Here is a 14158-nt window from a genome sequence, read left to right as displayed (position 1 = left end):
CGAGCGACGCCGGGGGCGTCGTCATGCCGTCGCCGAACGGTACTTCCGGACCGCGAGCGTACGGAAGATCAGGATGATCGCGACCGACCAGATCACCGAGGCCCACACGGGGTGCTGCATGGGCCAGGCGTCGGACGCCTGGAAGCCCGGGGGAAGGTTGCCGAACAGCTCGCGGCACGCCTGCACGCTGGCGCTGAACGGGTTCCACTCCGCGATGTGCCGCAGGAAGGTCGGCATCTGGTTCGCGTCCACGAACGCGTTCGAGATGAACGTCAGCGGAAACAGCCAGATCAGGCCGCCCGAGGTCGCCGCTTCAGGAGTGCGCACGGACAGGCCGATGAGCGCGCCGATCCACGAGAACGCGTATCCGAGTAGCAGGAGCAGGCCGAATCCGGCGAGCACCTTGCCGAAGTTCTCGTGCGTGCGCCAGCCGACGACCAGGGCGACGACCGCCAGGACGACGAGGGTGAGCGCCGTCTGCACCGAGTCCGCGATGGTGCGGCCGGTCAGCACGGCACCACGTGCCATCGGCAGGGAGCGGAAGCGGTCGACGAGGCCCTTGTGCATGTCGTCGGCGATGCCCGCACCGGCACCCGCCGTGGCGAACGTGACGGTCTGGGCGAAAATGCCGGCCATCAGGAATTCGCGATAGGCCTGGGTGGAGGTGGACGAGCCGACCTGTATCGAGCCGCCGAACACGTAGGTGAACAGCACCACGAACATGATGGGCTGGACCAGCCCAAAAATGATCATCTCGGGAATCCGACTCATGCGAATCAGGTTCCTGCGGGTGATCACCAGGGAGTCGCGCACGGACTGGCCGAGGGGGTGGGCGGGCGCCGCGTTCCGCGCGGCGTCGGTGACGGCACTCACTTGTCGGCCTCCTTGTTGTGCTTGCGGGCGTGGGGGTCCAGGGCGTCCGCCGCCGCGCCGTTCTCCTCGGCCTCGGCCTCGGCCACATGACCGGTCAGGGACAGGAAGACGTCGTCCAGCGTCGGGCGGCGCAGCCCGATGTCGTCGATCTCCACGCCGCGGGCGTCCAGCTCGCGGATGACCTCGGCGAGCAGCTTCGCGCCGCCGGTGACGGGCACGGTGATGTTGCGGGTGTGCTCCTCGACGGTGGTCTCCCCCTTGCCGAAGCCGGTGAGCACCTCGACGGCGGTCGGTATGTGCTCGCGCTCGTGCACCACGACCTCGACGCGCTCGCCGCCGGTGCGGGCCTTGAGCTGGTCGGAGGTGCCACGGGCGATGACGCGGCCCTGGTCGACCACGGCGATGTCGTGGGCGAGGTGGTCGGCCTCTTCGAGGTACTGGGTGGTCAGCAGCAGGGTCGTACCGCCGGAGACCAGTTGCTTGATGACCTCCCACAGCATCTGGCGGTTGCGCGGGTCGAGGCCGGTCGTCGGCTCGTCCATGAACATCACGGGCGGCGACACGACAAGCGCCGCGGCCAGGTCGAGCCGACGGCGCATGCCTCCGGAGTAGGTCTTCGCGGGGCGGTCGGCGGCGTCCGCGAGGCTGAACTGGTCGAGCAGCTCGGCGGCCCGGGCCTTCGCGGCCTTGGCCTTCATCTGGTACAGCTGGCCGACCATCTGGAGGTTCTCGCGGCCGGTCAGGTACTCGTCGACCGCGGCGAACTGGCCGGACAGGCCGATCGAGCGCCGCACCCGGTCCGGCTGCTTGAGCACGTCGATGCCGGCGACGACCGCCTTGCCGCTGTCGGGGCGCAGCAGGGTCGTCAGACAGCGGACCGTCGTCGTCTTGCCCGCGCCGTTGGGCCCGAGCAGGCCCAGCACGGTGCCCTCCGGGACGTCGAGGTCGACGCCGTCCAGAGCCCTTACGTCGCCGAAGGTCTTGACCAGCCCTTCGGCATAGATGGCGCCTGGCATATGAGTCTCCACGTCGTTGGGGATTCGTTCGTCAGTGATTCGTTCGTCAGGTATGGCGGGATCGGTGACACGAGACACACCATAACGCGATGTATCGCGTCCCTCAACAGACTTGCCCGAACGAGTGACGCAGAGGGCCTGACCTCAGCCGATGACCGTGTACCCCGCGTCGCGCAAGGCCCTTCCGACCTCGGCGCAGTGTGCCGGGCCCTTCGTCTCCAGGTGCAGCTCGACCTCCGCCTCCGTGAGCCCGAGCCGTGGGTCGGTCCGTACGTGGCTCACATCGAGGACGTTAGCGTCGACCACTGACAACGCCCCGAGAAGCGTCGCGAGGGCGCCCGGCCGGTCCGTCAACCGGAGCCGTACGGCCAGGTAGCGGCCCTGCGCGGCCATGCCGTGCCGCAGGATGCGCTGGAGCAGCAGCGGATCGACGTTGCCGCCGGACAGCACCGCCACGACCGGCCCCTCGAAGGAACCGGGATCGCTCAGCAGCGCCGCGACCGGGCTCGCCCCGGCCGGCTCGACGACCAGCTTGGCCCGCTCCAGGCACAGCAGCAGCGCGGTGGACAGCTCGTCCTCCGTCACCGTGCGGACCTCGTCCACCAGATCGCCGATGATCCCGAACGGCACGTCGCCGGGCCGCCCGACCTTGATGCCGTCGGCCATCGTCGCCGGGTTCTCGATCGACACCGGGCGCCCGGCCCCCAGCGAGGGCGGGTACGCTGCCGCGCCCGCCGCCTGCACGCCCACGATCCGCACGTCCGGCCTGAGCGCCTTCACCGCGATCGCGATACCCGCCGCGAGCCCGCCCCCGCCGATGCCGACGACGATCGTCCGCACCTCCGGGCACTGCTCCAGGATCTCCAGGCCGACCGTCCCCTGACCGGCGATGATGTCGGGGTGGTCGAAGGGGTGGATGGACACCGCGCCCGTCTCGGCCGCGTACTCCTGCGCGGCGGCCAGCGTCTCGTCGACCACCTGGCCGTGCAGGCGCACCTCGGCGCCGTAGTCCTTCGTGGCGCTGATCTTCGGCAGTGGGGCGCCCTTCGGCATGAACACCGTCGAGCGCACGCCGAGCAGCGCGGACGCCAGGGCGACGCCCTGCGCGTGGTTGCCCGCGCTCGCGGCCACGACCCCCGCGGCCCGCTCCTCGGGCAGCAGCCCGGCGATACGGACGTAGGCACCGCGCAGCTTGAACGATCCCGTCCGCTGGAGGTTCTCGCACTTGAAGTGCACCGGGGCGCCCACCAGCTGGGTCAGATGCCGGCTGCCCTCCATCGCGGTCACCCGCGCCACGCCCGAGAGCATCTTCTGGGCACCGCGCACGTCGTCGAGGGTGACCGACGGCAAGGAAAGGGAAGCCCCGCGGTAGTTCATGACTCAAGTCTCGCAGTTCACACGCGGCGGACGCCGCTGTGACCAACCTCCGAGACCGGATTACGCAGCGCCGGTACGCCCCGCGTCCCGGCCGCGTACCCTGTCCCCCAATCAGCTCCCCCATTAGCCAGCCCTCCACGAAGTGAGCCCCCGGCCATGCCCACAACACCTGAAATGTCGATGGACATGACGATCATCGGTGACAGCGGTCTTCTCGACACGCTGCAGCACGAGGTGGCGGTGTTCGCCCGCCGTGCCGAACAGACCCGGCTCGGCGGGGTCGGGCAAGTGCGCAACTCCATGGACCGCGCCGCGTATCTGCTGCTCAACCGCCTCGACAAAGAGGGCCCGATGGGCGTCAAGGCGCTCGCCGCGAGCATGGGGATCGACTCGTCCACGGTCACCCGGCAGGTGGCTCCGCTCGTCGACACCGGGCTCGTCAAGCGCACTTCGCACCCCGAGGACGGACGGGCCGTGGTGCTCCAGCTGTCCCCGCGCGGGCAGTCGCGACTGGAGGAAGTGCGCTCGTCCCGGCGTCAGCTGATGGCCGAGCTGACGCACGAGTGGACGCCGGAGGAGCGTGAGGCGTTCTGCACGCTCCTGACGCGCTTCAACACCGCGCTCTCCGCCCGGATGGCGGCCCATGGGGTACCTGGGGTACCGGGGGCGGAGCAGCCGTCGCCCTCCTGAGCGCCCTGCACGCGCGCGTGGGCCCGTGGGAGAGCACCGGCGGCCTTGGCACAGCTCTTGACCGCGAGGCCACGCCTGGCCTCATATGAGACCGGGTCCCCGTCGTACACGGTTTCGCATCCGCGCGCGGCCGGGCCCGTTTTCCTCAGGATCGGCCTCAGGCGGGAGGCGCGGTGCGACAACGGCATGCGTCCCAGGACGCCCGCCGGGCCCGGGAGTTCGAGGCGTTCGTCGCGGGCGCGGCCGGGCGACTGCTGCACACCGCGACACTCCTCACGGCGGAGGCACGGCACGACAACCCCCGCGCACGGCGCCTGCTGACGCTGGCCCTCGCCCACACGTACGCCTGCTGGGACCGGCTGCGCGGCGAGGATCCCTACGACCGGGCCCGCCAGTACCTGGCCACCCGCTTCGCGCGCGGGGCATGGCACCAGTACGGCGCCCTCGGCCGGGCGCGCCCGCACCCCGACAGCGCCCTGTCCCGGCTCGCCCCGCAGGAACGCCTGATCCTGGTGCTCAGGCTGTACGAGGGAGTCGCCGAGGAGCAGGCGGCGGCCCTGCTCGGCTTACCCCCGGAACGCGTCCGAACGATCTGCGACCGGGCGACGGCAACCCTCTTGCACCCGCCCAAAGGCCCGGCGCCGACGGGCGTGGCGGGGGCGACGGTGGCGCCGTCATGAGGCGGGTGCGTGGGCCTGGCAGAGGGCCGGGCGGCCGCGAAATCGGCGCCCGACAGGGGAAGTGAGTACCCCCGGCCGGCGACGGCCCGGCACCAGGAGGTGCGGATGAACCGGCCCGAACGGGAGGCCGCCGTACGGCGGATCATGGAGCAGGCGATGCCGCCGGTGCCGTCGGAGCTGTACTCGGACGTCCTGCGCCGCGGCGGCCGCATGCTGCGCCGCAGGAGGACGGCACGCCGCGTGATGTGGCTGCTGCTGTTCGCCGTGACCGTGGCGTTCGTGGTGTGGGCACTGACGGCACGCCCCTGGGTGGAGCCGCCGTCGGAAACGACTCCACCGGTCACGGTCTGGTGACCAGGCCGGACACGCCCTAGCCGAGCGCCCGCTGAAGGTCCTCCAGCAGGTCGTCGACGTTCTCGATGCCCACGGAGAGGCGTACGAGGTCGGCGGGTACCTCCAGGGCCGAGCCGGCAGCGGAGGCGTGCGTCATGCGGCCGGGGTGCTCGATGAGGGACTCGACACCGCCGAGGGACTCCCCGAGCGTGAACACCTTGGCGCGGTTGCAGACCTCGACGGCCGCCTCCTCGCCGCCCTCGACCTGGAAGGAGACCATGCCGCCGAACGACCTCATCTGCTTGGCGGCGACCTCGTGGCCGGGGTGCTCCGGCAGCCCCGGGTACAGCACCCGCGTCACGCGCGCGTGCCGGGTCAGCATCTCGGCGATCTTCGTGGCGTTCTCGCTGTGCCGGTCCATGCGCACCGACAGCGTCTTCGTGCCGCGCAGCACCAGCCAGGAGTCGAAGGGCCCGGCGACCGCGCCCATCGCGTTCTGGTGGTACGCCAGTTCCTCGCCCAGATCCACGTCGTCGACGATCAGCGCGCCGCCGACGACGTCCGAGTGGCCGCCCATGTACTTGGTCAGCGAGTGCACCACGACGTCCGCGCCGAGAGAGAGCGGCTGCTGGAGGTACGGCGTGGCGAAGGTGTTGTCGACGACGAGCTTCGCGCCCGCGTCCCGGGCGATCTGGGCGACGGCGGCGATGTCGGTGACGCCGAGCAGCGGGTTGGAGGGGGTCTCCACCCACACGGCCTTGGTCTTCGGGGTGATGGCGGCTCGAACGGCGGCCGGGTCGCTGGTGTCGGCGACCGACCACTCCACGCCCCACCGGGAGACCACCTTGGCGAAGAGACGGAACGTGCCGCCGTACGCGTCGTTGGGGATGACCACGTGGTCGCCGGGACTGAGCAGCGTACGCAACAGGCAGTCCTCGGCCGCCAGTCCGGACGCGAACGCGAGGCCCCGGCGGCCGCCCTCGAGGGCTGCGAGGTTCTCCTCCAGGGCGGTCCTGGTCGGGTTGGCGCTGCGGCTGTACTCGTAGCCGCCGCGCAGGCCTCCGACGCCGTCCTGCTTGTAGGTCGAGACCTGGTAGATCGGCGGGACGACCGCGCCGGTCAGGGGGTCGGCGGTGTTGCCCGCATGGATCGCGAGAGTCTCGAAGTGCTGACTGATGTGCCTGTCGCTCATGGGTGCGAGGGTAATGCGCTCGCCGGGCGGGCGCCGGACGGCGGGACACGGGCGGCGTCGGCGCGGGTTTTCCACAGGGTCGGCGACCAGGTTGGCCATTTGTCGGCGGCGTCTGGAACCCTTGAGACATGGAGATTCTCTGGGTCCTGATCGCGCTGGTCATGCTTGGCTTCGTGCTGCTGCCGTTCATGCGGCGCAGGCGCGGCATGATCGAACAGGTCCACCCGGGCCACCCGGACGCCGCGGACCCCGCGAACTACGGCTTCGCGCCGCAGGAGGAGCTGGACATCCGTATGCCCGGCCCCGACCAGGATCTGCTGGACGTCCTGGACCTGGTGCAGCGCACCCAGGACCATCGGGCGGCCGCGCAGCTCCTCGCCGGCACCGAGACCGAGGGCGAGCGGCGCTGGCAGCGCATGCAGGCCTTCGCCGGGGCCGCGTCCCTGGAGCTGCAGCAGCGGCCCGGCGGGGTCAGCGAGACGCCCGGCGGACAGTGGCTGCGGGTGTGGCGGGCGGAGGCACCCAAGGACGCGGGCGGCGCGGCGGTGCACGCGGAGTTCCTGGTCCAGCAGGCGTGGCGGACCTCGACACCCGGCACGGACGAGTTCCGGATCATCATGGAGGAGGCGAAGGCCGCCTGCGGCGACGCGGCGCTGCTGGCCCCCGGCGACCCGATCCCGTACATCATCGAACTGTCGGTGGCGCGCGGACTGGCCTACCCCCAGCCGGAGTTCGAACAACTCTGGCTGAAGATCCTGGACCGCGCCCCGACCCACATGGGAGCGCATCTGGCCGCGCTGCACTACTGGTGCGAGAAGTGGCACGGCTCGCGCGAGCAGGCGTACGCCTTCGCGGAAGCGGCGGCGGCCCGGGCCCCCCGGGGTTCCCTCCTGGCCGCGATGCCCCTCTTCGCGGTCTTCGAGCACCTCCCCGAGGTGAACCTGGTCAGCGGCTTCTACCAGAGCGAGGTCGTCACCAAGGCGGTGCACGGCGCGCTGTACGCCGTCCACTCGGCCCGCCCGGACGACCCGATGCTGGCCCACGTCCGTCACCTCCTGGTGTTCTTCCTGGTCCGCGGCGAGCGCTGGGCGGAGGCGATGAGCCAGCTCGTCCACATCGACGGCCATGTCGGCGCCCTGCCCTGGACCCTGTCCCCCGACCCGGCCGCCGAGTTCGCGGTCTACCGCGCGCTGGCGGTGGCGGGCTACGAGGCGAACGGCGGCAGCCCGGCGACGTTGCCGCACTGACATTGCCGCACTGAGGACGGCAGGAATTCACAGCTGTCCCCGCACGTTGAAGTGCTCGGAGCCGTGATGGGCCCCGGGCCCCGATTGGAGACCGCATGTTCCTGCACAGCCGTACGCCCCAGCTGCCGAGCCCCGAGCAGGCTCTGTCCGGCCGCCCGGAGCCGGCCTTCACGGTCCCCGACCGCCACACCGTCCTCGGCAACCCGCTGCTCGGCCCCTACCCCGAGGGCCTGGAGGTCGCCGACTTCGGCCTGGGCTGCTTCTGGGGCGCCGAGCGCAAGTTCTGGCAGCTCCCGGCGGGCGTCTGGACGACGCTGGTCGGCTACCAGGGCGGCTACACCGAGCACCCCACCTACGAGGAGGTCTGCTCGGGCCTGACCGGCCACACGGAGGTGGTCCGTGTGGTCCACGACCCGAAGCTCGTCTCGTACGAACGCCTCCTGAAGACCTTCTGGGAGTCCCACGACCCCACGCAGGGCTTCCGCCAGGGCAACGACGTCGGCACGCAGTACCGCTCGGCGATCTACACCCACTCGCCCGAGCAGGCAGCGACGGCCGAGTCCTCCCGCGAGGCCTACCAGAAGGTCCTGACGGGCGCGGGCCACGGCACGATCACGACGGAGATCCTCCCGGCTCAGGGCCGCGCGTTCTATCCGGCGGAGGGGTATCACCAGCAGTATCTTTCAAGCAGCAAAAACCCGAACGGGTACTGCGGCCTGGGCGGGACCGGGGTGTCCTGCCCGATCGGTGTCGCCCGCGCAGAGGGCTAACGGCTTCGGGCGGGCCTCGGGACCTCCTGAGCCCGGGAATTCAGTTGCCCCAGCGGGCCGATGCGGGCTGAATGCCCCTCATGGCCGACATCCAGGGCTCATACGATGATCTGTTCACCGCCGTTCCCGGTGCGCTGGCGGCGTTGCTGGACGACGGAGACGCCGGCGCCTCGGTGGCGGTCTTCGTGGACGGTGAGCCGGTGGTGGACGTGTGGGGCGGGTTCGCCGGCGCGGACCGCACGACACCGTGGCAGCGGGACACGATCGTCAATGTCTGGTCCGTCACCAAGACGATGACGGCGCTGTGCGCGCTTGTCCTCGCCGACCGTGGTGAGCTCGACCTGGCCGCGCCGGTCGCCCGGTACTGGCCGGAGTTCGCCGCGGCCGGCAAGGAGAAGGTGCTGGTGCGGCACCTGCTCGCGCACACCGCCGGCTTGCCCGACTGGGACGGGCCGGTGGACGAGCTCTACGACTGGCCCACCGTCACGGCGCGGCTGGCCGCGCGGGCTCCGCGATGGGAACCCGGCACCGCCGCCGGATACCACTCGATCACTCAGGGCTTCCTGGTGGGCGAGGTCGTACGCCGGATCACCGGCCGGAGCCTGGGCGAGTTCTTCGCCGACGAGGTGGCCGGGCCGTTGGGCGCGGACTTCCACATCGGGCTGCCGGCCGAGGACGACCACCGGGTGGCGCTCACGGTGCCGCCACCGTCCCGGGACGAGGACTACACCGCGAGCGCGACCGGTGACGACGCGAACCCGGCCGCCGGAACCGGGATACGGGTCCGCGACGGCAACGGCGTGGCCTGGCGTCGCGCGCAGATTCCCGCGGCGAGCGGATTCGGCAATGCCCGCTCGGTCGCCCTGGTGCAGTCGGTGATGGCCTGCTCAGGTGCGGTGCGCGGGGTGCGGCTGCTGTCGCGGGCGGGCTGTGACCGTGCGTGGGAGGAGCAGTTCAGCGGCGAGGACCGCATCCTGGGCAGGCCGATGCGCTACGGCCTGGGCTACGGGATGTTCGGCACCACCTACGGGTGGGGCGGCTGGGGCGGCTCGTTGGTCATGATCGAGCCGGACGCCCGGATGGCGGTGGCGTACGTGACGAACCAGATGCGCGAACCCGCCGACGACACCCGGGGACTGGAGATCGTGATGGCCGCCTACGACGGGCTCAAGGGGCTGCGGGCCTGAGCCGCTGGGGTCCTCAGGCAGACGGCGCCCCCGTCAGCACCTCCACCCGTCCGGTGTCGAGGGAGTAGTACGCGCTGACCACGGCCAGTTCGCCGTTCCGCACCAGCGGAGCGAGGTCCTGGTTGGTCCGCAGGTCGGCGGAGGTCTGTTTGATGTGGACGCGGGTCATGGCGTCGACCGGGTCGGCGTGTTTCTCCTGAGATCACCTCGTACGCCGGGCGCAGTGCCTCGGCGATCGACTGCAGGTTGCCGGGCAGCGGCTTGTCGTCCTTCAGTGCCTTGTGCGCCGCCTTGACGGCGCCGCAGCGCTGGTGGCCGAGTACGACGATCAGCGGGGTCCCGGACGTCAGGGGGCCGTACTCGGCGGAACCGACGACCACCGGTGAGACCACCTGGCCGCCGGTGCGCATCACGAAGAGGTCGCCGATGCCGGTGTCGAAGAGGAGCTCCGGCGGCACCCGGGAGTCGATGCAGGAAAGGATCACACCGTAGGGGTCCTGCTCCGAGGCTACGAACTGACGGCGCTTCGGGTCCCGGTCGGGGTGCTGAAGTGCTCCGTTCACCCAGCGCTTGTTGCCCTCCGGTAAACGCCCGTACAGGGCTGATGCAGCGCGGAAAAAGCGCATGTCCAAAACACGCGCTGTCATCCGACCGAACGCCTGGGTCATTCGCCGAATCCACAGCGGACGCGGTCGTTCCGCGCTTACGCTCCCTCGCATGCTGCTGAGTCGAACGCTGCGGATGATCCTGGTTCTCGCTGTGGTCCTCACCGGAGCCTTCGGGGGTGGTGCGACAGCCGCGGCGGCCGAGGAGAGCCGGCCCGCGACCGGCCGGCAGCTGCTGTACTACAACCACGCCTACGCGGTGCTCGACCGCGAGACCGCCGACGCCATCGAGCACTCCGCCTATCTGCGGACCTTCGCCAACTTCCAGGTGCGCACCACGACCGGTGCCGGTGGGCAGACCTGGACCGGCCGCTATCTCCTGGGCCGCGAGACCTACCTCGAACTGTTCGGGGTCGGCGATCTGCCCGGCCAGGACGGCCTGCTCGGCTCCGCCGGGATGGGTGTGTCGACGGAGCGGGCCGGGGACATGGGCGCGATGCTCGGGCGGCTGCGGGACCAAGGGGTGGCGGATCCGGTCGAGTTCCGGCAGACGCGGGACTTCGGCGACGGCGTGCCGGTGCCGTGGTTCGACGCCGTCTTCACCACCGATCAGTACGACGCGTTCGGGGCCTGGGGGATGGAGTACCTGCCGGAGTACTTCGCCGACCCGCGCGGCAACACCGAGCCGGCCGACTACCCCGGTGACGTCGGCCGGGAGCGGTACCTGTCCGACGACTACCGCGATCACCTGATGCGGGACGTGACGTCCGTCCACCTCGGGGTCACCGCACGCGACCTCGCCAACACCGTGCCGTTGCTGCGCGCCGGCGGGTTCGTCGTCCGGTCCGTGACGGGCGGGTCCCCGGCGGGCGACGGTGGTGGCGTGGTGGCGCACCGAGGCGGTACGACGCTCCGGTTCGACGCCGTACCGCGCGACCAAGTGGGTCTACGGCAGGTCGAGTTCTCGCTCAACGGGGCCGTCCCGCACGTTCACGAGGAGCGGATCGGCCGGTCGACGCTCGCTGTCGGGCCGGGCACCCGGGCGGTGTGGACGTTCGGCGACACCGAGTAGACGGACCAACGGCTGCGTCAGGGCCGCTGCCGTACGGCCTCGTCAGGATCCGCTGCCGTACGGCCTCGTCAGGATCCGCTGCCGTACGGCCTCGTCAGGATCTCCAGGTTGTGGCCGTTCGGGTCGTCGAAGTACGCGCCCCGGCCGCCGTCGTTGCGGTTGATCTCGCCGGGGCGGCGGTGGTACGGGTCCGCCCAGTAGGTCAGGCCGGCCTCCCGGATGCGGGCGAAGATCGTGTCGAAGTCGTCCTCGGAGACGAGGAAGGCGTAGTGCTGCGGTGTGATGTCGCCGGGCGAGTCCAGGTAGTCGAGGGTCACGCCGTTCGGTATCTCGACCGGGATGAAGGGGCCGTACTGCGGGCTCACTTCCAGTCCCAGGATGTCGGCCAGGAAGCGGGCCGAGGCGTGCTTGTCGTGTGCGGCGACGATGGTGTGATTCAGCTGAACGGTCATCGCGGGCCTCCTCCCATCCAACGTAACGCGCCGGTCGGTTAAGGTAAGGCTTGCCTTAGCAAACCGACCCGATCGGCGGAGTGGTCGTGCCCTCAGCAGCAGCAGTGAAGGCCGTCCTGGCCACGGCCGTCGTCGGAGGGCTGCTCGTCGGCTGCTCGTCGTCGGACAGCGGAGACAGTACGGGCGCCAAGAAGGAGGACGGCTCGCGCAGCCAGGTGATCGGCGCGGGCGAGAGCGGAGGGCCGTCCGCCGCGCCGAGCACGCTCGCCGAGGGCATGGGCGCCGACAAGGACACCGACGGCACCTTCCCGCGGGCGGTCACGCACTTCCAGGGCAGGACCACCCTCGATACCGAGCCGAAGAAGGTCGCCGTGCTCAGCACCGGCCGGCTCGACGACCTGCTGTCCCTGGGGATCGTCCCCACGGCGACGACTCGCGCCGACAACGCCGGCCTCGTGCCCGGCTACCTCGCGGACGCCTTCCCGCAGTACAAGAAGCAGCTCGCCGGGATGACCGACGCGGGCGCCCGGCAGGCGCCCAACCACACCGGCCGGCCTTTGACACCGGCAGTACCTGGGGCGGCGTGCCTGCCCGGCGTCGCGCCGGCCCCAGGAGTCACGGACGCGTAGACCGCTCCAGGCGTCGGCCGGCCGCCGTGTGGCCGGGCAATCCACCCAAGTCGCGGCCTTCCCCTGCGCGTGCGAGCCTGAATTCATGATCAGGCAAAGGAATCGCGCGCCATGATTCCCGTCACCGTGTCACCTGTGCGTCTCGAGGCGTCTCTCGATCCCCGGCTGTCCAGATGGCTGTGGCTGGTGAAGTGGCTTCTCGCCGTCCCGCACTACATCGTGCTGTTCTTCCTGTGGATCGCGTTCGCCTTCGTGACGATCATCGCGTTCTTCGCCATCCTGTTCACCGCCCGATACCCCCGGTCCCTCTTCGACTTCAATGTCGGCGTACTGCGCTGGAACTGGCGTGTCAGCTATTACGCCCACACCGCGCTCGGCACCGACCGATACCCGCCGTTCACCCTCGCGGAGGTAGCCGACTATCCAGCGCATCTCGACGTCGCCTATCCCGAGCGTCTCTCCCGCGGACTGGTCCTGGTGAAGTGGTGGCTGCTGGCGATCCCGCAGTACATCGTCGTCGGAATGTTCGTCGGCGGCTGGGGATGGGGCCGGGAGGGAGGGGAGGGTTGGTATGACGGCGGCCTGATTCCGTTCCTCTCGCTGGTCGCCGTGATCATCCTGGCGGTTACCGCCCGTTACCCGGTTCACCTTTTCGACTTCTTGCTCGGCCTCGCGCGCTGGGTTGTGCGGGTGACTGCCTATGCCGCGCTGATGACCGACGCGTACCCGCCGTTCCGTCTCGACATGGGCGGGCAGGCCTCCCCGCTGACAAAAACGCCAGCGAGCGGTTACGGTCGGTAGCCGGCCGGACGATTCGGTCGTCAGTCAGTACTCGTTGCGGCGCCGGAGCCCGCGCGCGACCCGTCGTCGCAGCGTGACCGTGATGCTGGTGTGACATGAGTACCAATAGGGTGCCTCCGTGACTGCCACGTTGAGTTCCACGAAAGCCCGCGCCGCGCTCCGCACCTCGGCGCGTGTCTCCGCTGAGTTGCTGTTGATATTGGTGATGCTGGCGGTGACGCTGTGGCTTCTGGGACGAATGTGGTCGGTCGTCTGGCCCCTCATAATCGGCCTGCTGCTGACGACACTGACCTGGCCCCTGGCTCGTTTCCTGCGTCGTCACGGGTGGAAACCCGCCCTCGCCGCGTCGGCGGTGACCGTGCTGTTCCTCCTGGTCGCGGCGGGCGTCGTGGCGTTGATCGCAGTACCGGTGGCGTCCCAGTCCGGCGAGCTGACCGACGGCGTGGTCGAAGGCATCGAGAAACTGCGCGAGTGGGCCGCCGGGCCGCCGTTGAACTTCGGGGACGCCGACATCAACAAGGCCTTCGACACCGCGGTCGCCCGGGCTCAGGACGGCCTCGGCAGCATGGTCGGTACTGTCGTCACGGGAGTGGGCACCGTGGTGAACGGCCTGGTCACCGCGGTTCTGTCGCTCTTCCTGATGTTCTTCTTCCTCAAGGACGGCCCGCGGTTCCTGCCGTGGCTCGCCCGTCAGCTGCCCGGGCGGTTCGCCACCGACGTTCCGACCGTGGCCGCGCGCGGCTGGGACACCCTGGGCTCGTTCGTGCGCTCGCAGGCGGCCGTCGGTCTGCTCGACGCCGTCCTGATCGGCCTGGGCCTGTGGATTCTGGGGGTACCGCTGGTGCTCCCGCTGGCGGTGCTGACCTTCGTCTCCGCGTTCGTGCCGATCATCGGCGCCCTGTTCGCCGGTTTCGTCGCGGTGCTCATCGCGCTGGTCTCCAACGGCTTGACGGACGCGCTGATCGTGCTGGTCATCATCGTCGTGGTGCAGCAGCTGGAAGGCAACGTGTTCCAGCCCATGATCCAAGGTCGGGGGCTCGGCCTCCATGCGGCTGTGATCCTGCTGGCGGTGACGTTGGGCGGCGGTCTGGCCGGCATCGTGGGCAGTCTGCTGGCCGTACCGATCGCCGCACTGATCGCGGTGGTCTGGAACTACGTGTGCGAGCAGCTCAGCGAGCCGTCACAGGAACCGGGGATCGACGAGCCGGACGCCGGCGCCCCCGTCCCGTCGTAG

Annotated in this window: 16 protein-coding genes and 1 pseudogene; 10 read left to right on the top strand and 7 right to left on the bottom strand. The window is 70.3% G+C overall.

Translation table 11 applies throughout. The annotated features are described in order from the left end of the window. Window positions 1-21: 21 nt before the first annotated feature. The 3 genes from Q4V64_RS33150 to ilvA form a co-directional block, all read right to left on the bottom strand. A complete protein-coding gene (locus Q4V64_RS33150; protein WP_124439568.1) occupies window positions 22-873 on the bottom strand; it encodes an ABC transporter permease in 852 nt (283 codons plus the stop codon). Next, window positions 870-1889, bottom strand: coding sequence for an ATP-binding cassette domain-containing protein (locus Q4V64_RS33145; RefSeq protein ID WP_124439569.1), 1020 nt, complete (start codon window positions 1887-1889; stop codon window positions 870-872). The genes Q4V64_RS33150 and Q4V64_RS33145 overlap by 4 nt, the downstream gene beginning before the upstream one ends. A 144-nt stretch (window positions 1890-2033) precedes the next feature. Further along, window positions 2034-3266 (bottom strand): threonine ammonia-lyase, encoded by a 1233-nt coding sequence (gene ilvA, locus Q4V64_RS33140; protein ID WP_124439570.1) that lies wholly within the window; start codon window positions 3264-3266, stop codon window positions 2034-2036. A 174-nt stretch (window positions 3267-3440) separates the two neighbouring features. Here ilvA and Q4V64_RS33135 point away from each other — a divergent pair, with 174 nt between their 5' ends. From Q4V64_RS33135 to Q4V64_RS33125, 3 genes are all read left to right on the top strand, one after another. Next, a complete protein-coding gene (locus tag Q4V64_RS33135; RefSeq protein ID WP_124439635.1) occupies window positions 3441-3956 on the top strand; it encodes a MarR family transcriptional regulator in 516 nt (171 codons plus the stop codon). Window positions 3957-4129: 173 nt separating this feature from the next. Beyond that, window positions 4130-4636 carry a sigma factor-like helix-turn-helix DNA-binding protein gene (locus Q4V64_RS33130; protein ID WP_124439571.1) on the top strand — a complete coding sequence of 169 codons (507 nt, stop codon included), beginning with the start codon at window positions 4130-4132 and terminating at the stop codon, window positions 4634-4636. Between the two features lie 105 nt (window positions 4637-4741). Then, window positions 4742-4990, top strand: a complete 249-nt coding sequence (locus tag Q4V64_RS33125) for a hypothetical protein (protein WP_124439572.1) — start codon at window positions 4742-4744, stop codon at window positions 4988-4990. Window positions 4991-5006: 16 nt separating this feature from the next. On the opposite strand, the gene Q4V64_RS33120 is transcribed toward Q4V64_RS33125, so the two are convergent. After that, on the bottom strand, window positions 5007-6161 hold the full coding sequence (locus Q4V64_RS33120) for a cystathionine gamma-synthase (RefSeq protein ID WP_124439573.1): 1155 nt from the start codon (window positions 6159-6161) through the stop codon (window positions 5007-5009). A 128-nt stretch (window positions 6162-6289) separates the two neighbouring features. Between Q4V64_RS33120 and Q4V64_RS33115 the strand changes: the two genes are divergently transcribed. The 3 genes from Q4V64_RS33115 to Q4V64_RS33105 all read left to right on the top strand — a co-directional run bounded on the left by Q4V64_RS33115 (window position 6290) and on the right by Q4V64_RS33105 (window position 9365). After that, a complete protein-coding gene (locus tag Q4V64_RS33115; RefSeq protein WP_124439574.1) occupies window positions 6290-7408 on the top strand; it encodes a hypothetical protein in 1119 nt (372 codons plus the stop codon). Window positions 7409-7503: 95 nt separating this feature from the next. Beyond that, the gene (msrA, locus tag Q4V64_RS33110) at window positions 7504-8178 is read left to right on the top strand and encodes a peptide-methionine (S)-S-oxide reductase MsrA (RefSeq protein WP_124439575.1); all 675 of its coding nucleotides are present in this window, start codon (window positions 7504-7506) and stop codon (window positions 8176-8178) included. 80 nt (window positions 8179-8258) lie between these two features. Then, window positions 8259-9365, top strand: coding sequence for a serine hydrolase domain-containing protein (locus Q4V64_RS33105; protein ID WP_124439576.1), 1107 nt, complete (start codon window positions 8259-8261; stop codon window positions 9363-9365). Between the two features lie 13 nt (window positions 9366-9378). On the opposite strand, the gene Q4V64_RS33100 is transcribed toward Q4V64_RS33105, so the two are convergent. Both Q4V64_RS33100 and Q4V64_RS55385 read right to left on the bottom strand, forming a co-directional pair. Beyond that, window positions 9379-9534 carry a hypothetical protein gene (locus Q4V64_RS33100; RefSeq protein ID WP_253266907.1) on the bottom strand — a complete coding sequence of 52 codons (156 nt, stop codon included), beginning with the start codon at window positions 9532-9534 and terminating at the stop codon, window positions 9379-9381. Between the two features lie 79 nt (window positions 9535-9613). Continuing rightward, window positions 9614-9991 (bottom strand): annotated as a pseudogene (locus tag Q4V64_RS55385) (carbonic anhydrase); the annotation flags it as partial. Window positions 9992-10106: 115 nt separating this feature from the next. On the opposite strand from Q4V64_RS55385, the gene Q4V64_RS33095 reads away from it, so the two are divergent. Further along, window positions 10107-11042 (top strand): DUF5829 family protein, encoded by a 936-nt coding sequence (locus tag Q4V64_RS33095; RefSeq protein WP_124439636.1) that lies wholly within the window; start codon window positions 10107-10109, stop codon window positions 11040-11042. A gap of 68 nt (window positions 11043-11110) precedes the next feature. On the opposite strand, the gene Q4V64_RS33090 is transcribed toward Q4V64_RS33095, so the two are convergent. Next, window positions 11111-11494: a VOC family protein gene (locus Q4V64_RS33090; RefSeq protein WP_124439577.1), complete on the bottom strand. Its 384-nt coding sequence runs from the start codon at window positions 11492-11494 to the stop codon at window positions 11111-11113. 86 nt (window positions 11495-11580) lie between these two features. Between Q4V64_RS33090 and Q4V64_RS33085 the strand changes: the two genes are divergently transcribed. The 3 genes from Q4V64_RS33085 (at window position 11581) to Q4V64_RS33075 (ending at window position 14158) form a co-directional block, all read left to right on the top strand. Next, window positions 11581-12123, top strand: coding sequence for a hypothetical protein (locus Q4V64_RS33085; RefSeq protein ID WP_253266898.1), 543 nt, complete (start codon window positions 11581-11583; stop codon window positions 12121-12123). A gap of 111 nt (window positions 12124-12234) precedes the next feature. Continuing rightward, the gene (locus Q4V64_RS33080; RefSeq protein ID WP_124439578.1) at window positions 12235-12924 is read left to right on the top strand and encodes a DUF4389 domain-containing protein; all 690 of its coding nucleotides are present in this window, start codon (window positions 12235-12237) and stop codon (window positions 12922-12924) included. Window positions 12925-13042: 118 nt separating this feature from the next. After that, on the top strand, window positions 13043-14158 hold the full coding sequence (locus Q4V64_RS33075) for an AI-2E family transporter (RefSeq protein WP_124439579.1): 1116 nt from the start codon (window positions 13043-13045) through the stop codon (window positions 14156-14158).

Origin of the sequence: Streptomyces sp. NL15-2K (assembly GCF_030551255.1) — a bacterium.
Taxonomy (GTDB): domain Bacteria; phylum Actinomycetota; class Actinomycetes; order Streptomycetales; family Streptomycetaceae; genus Streptomyces.
This window is presented reverse-complemented; position numbering and strand designations above follow the sequence as displayed.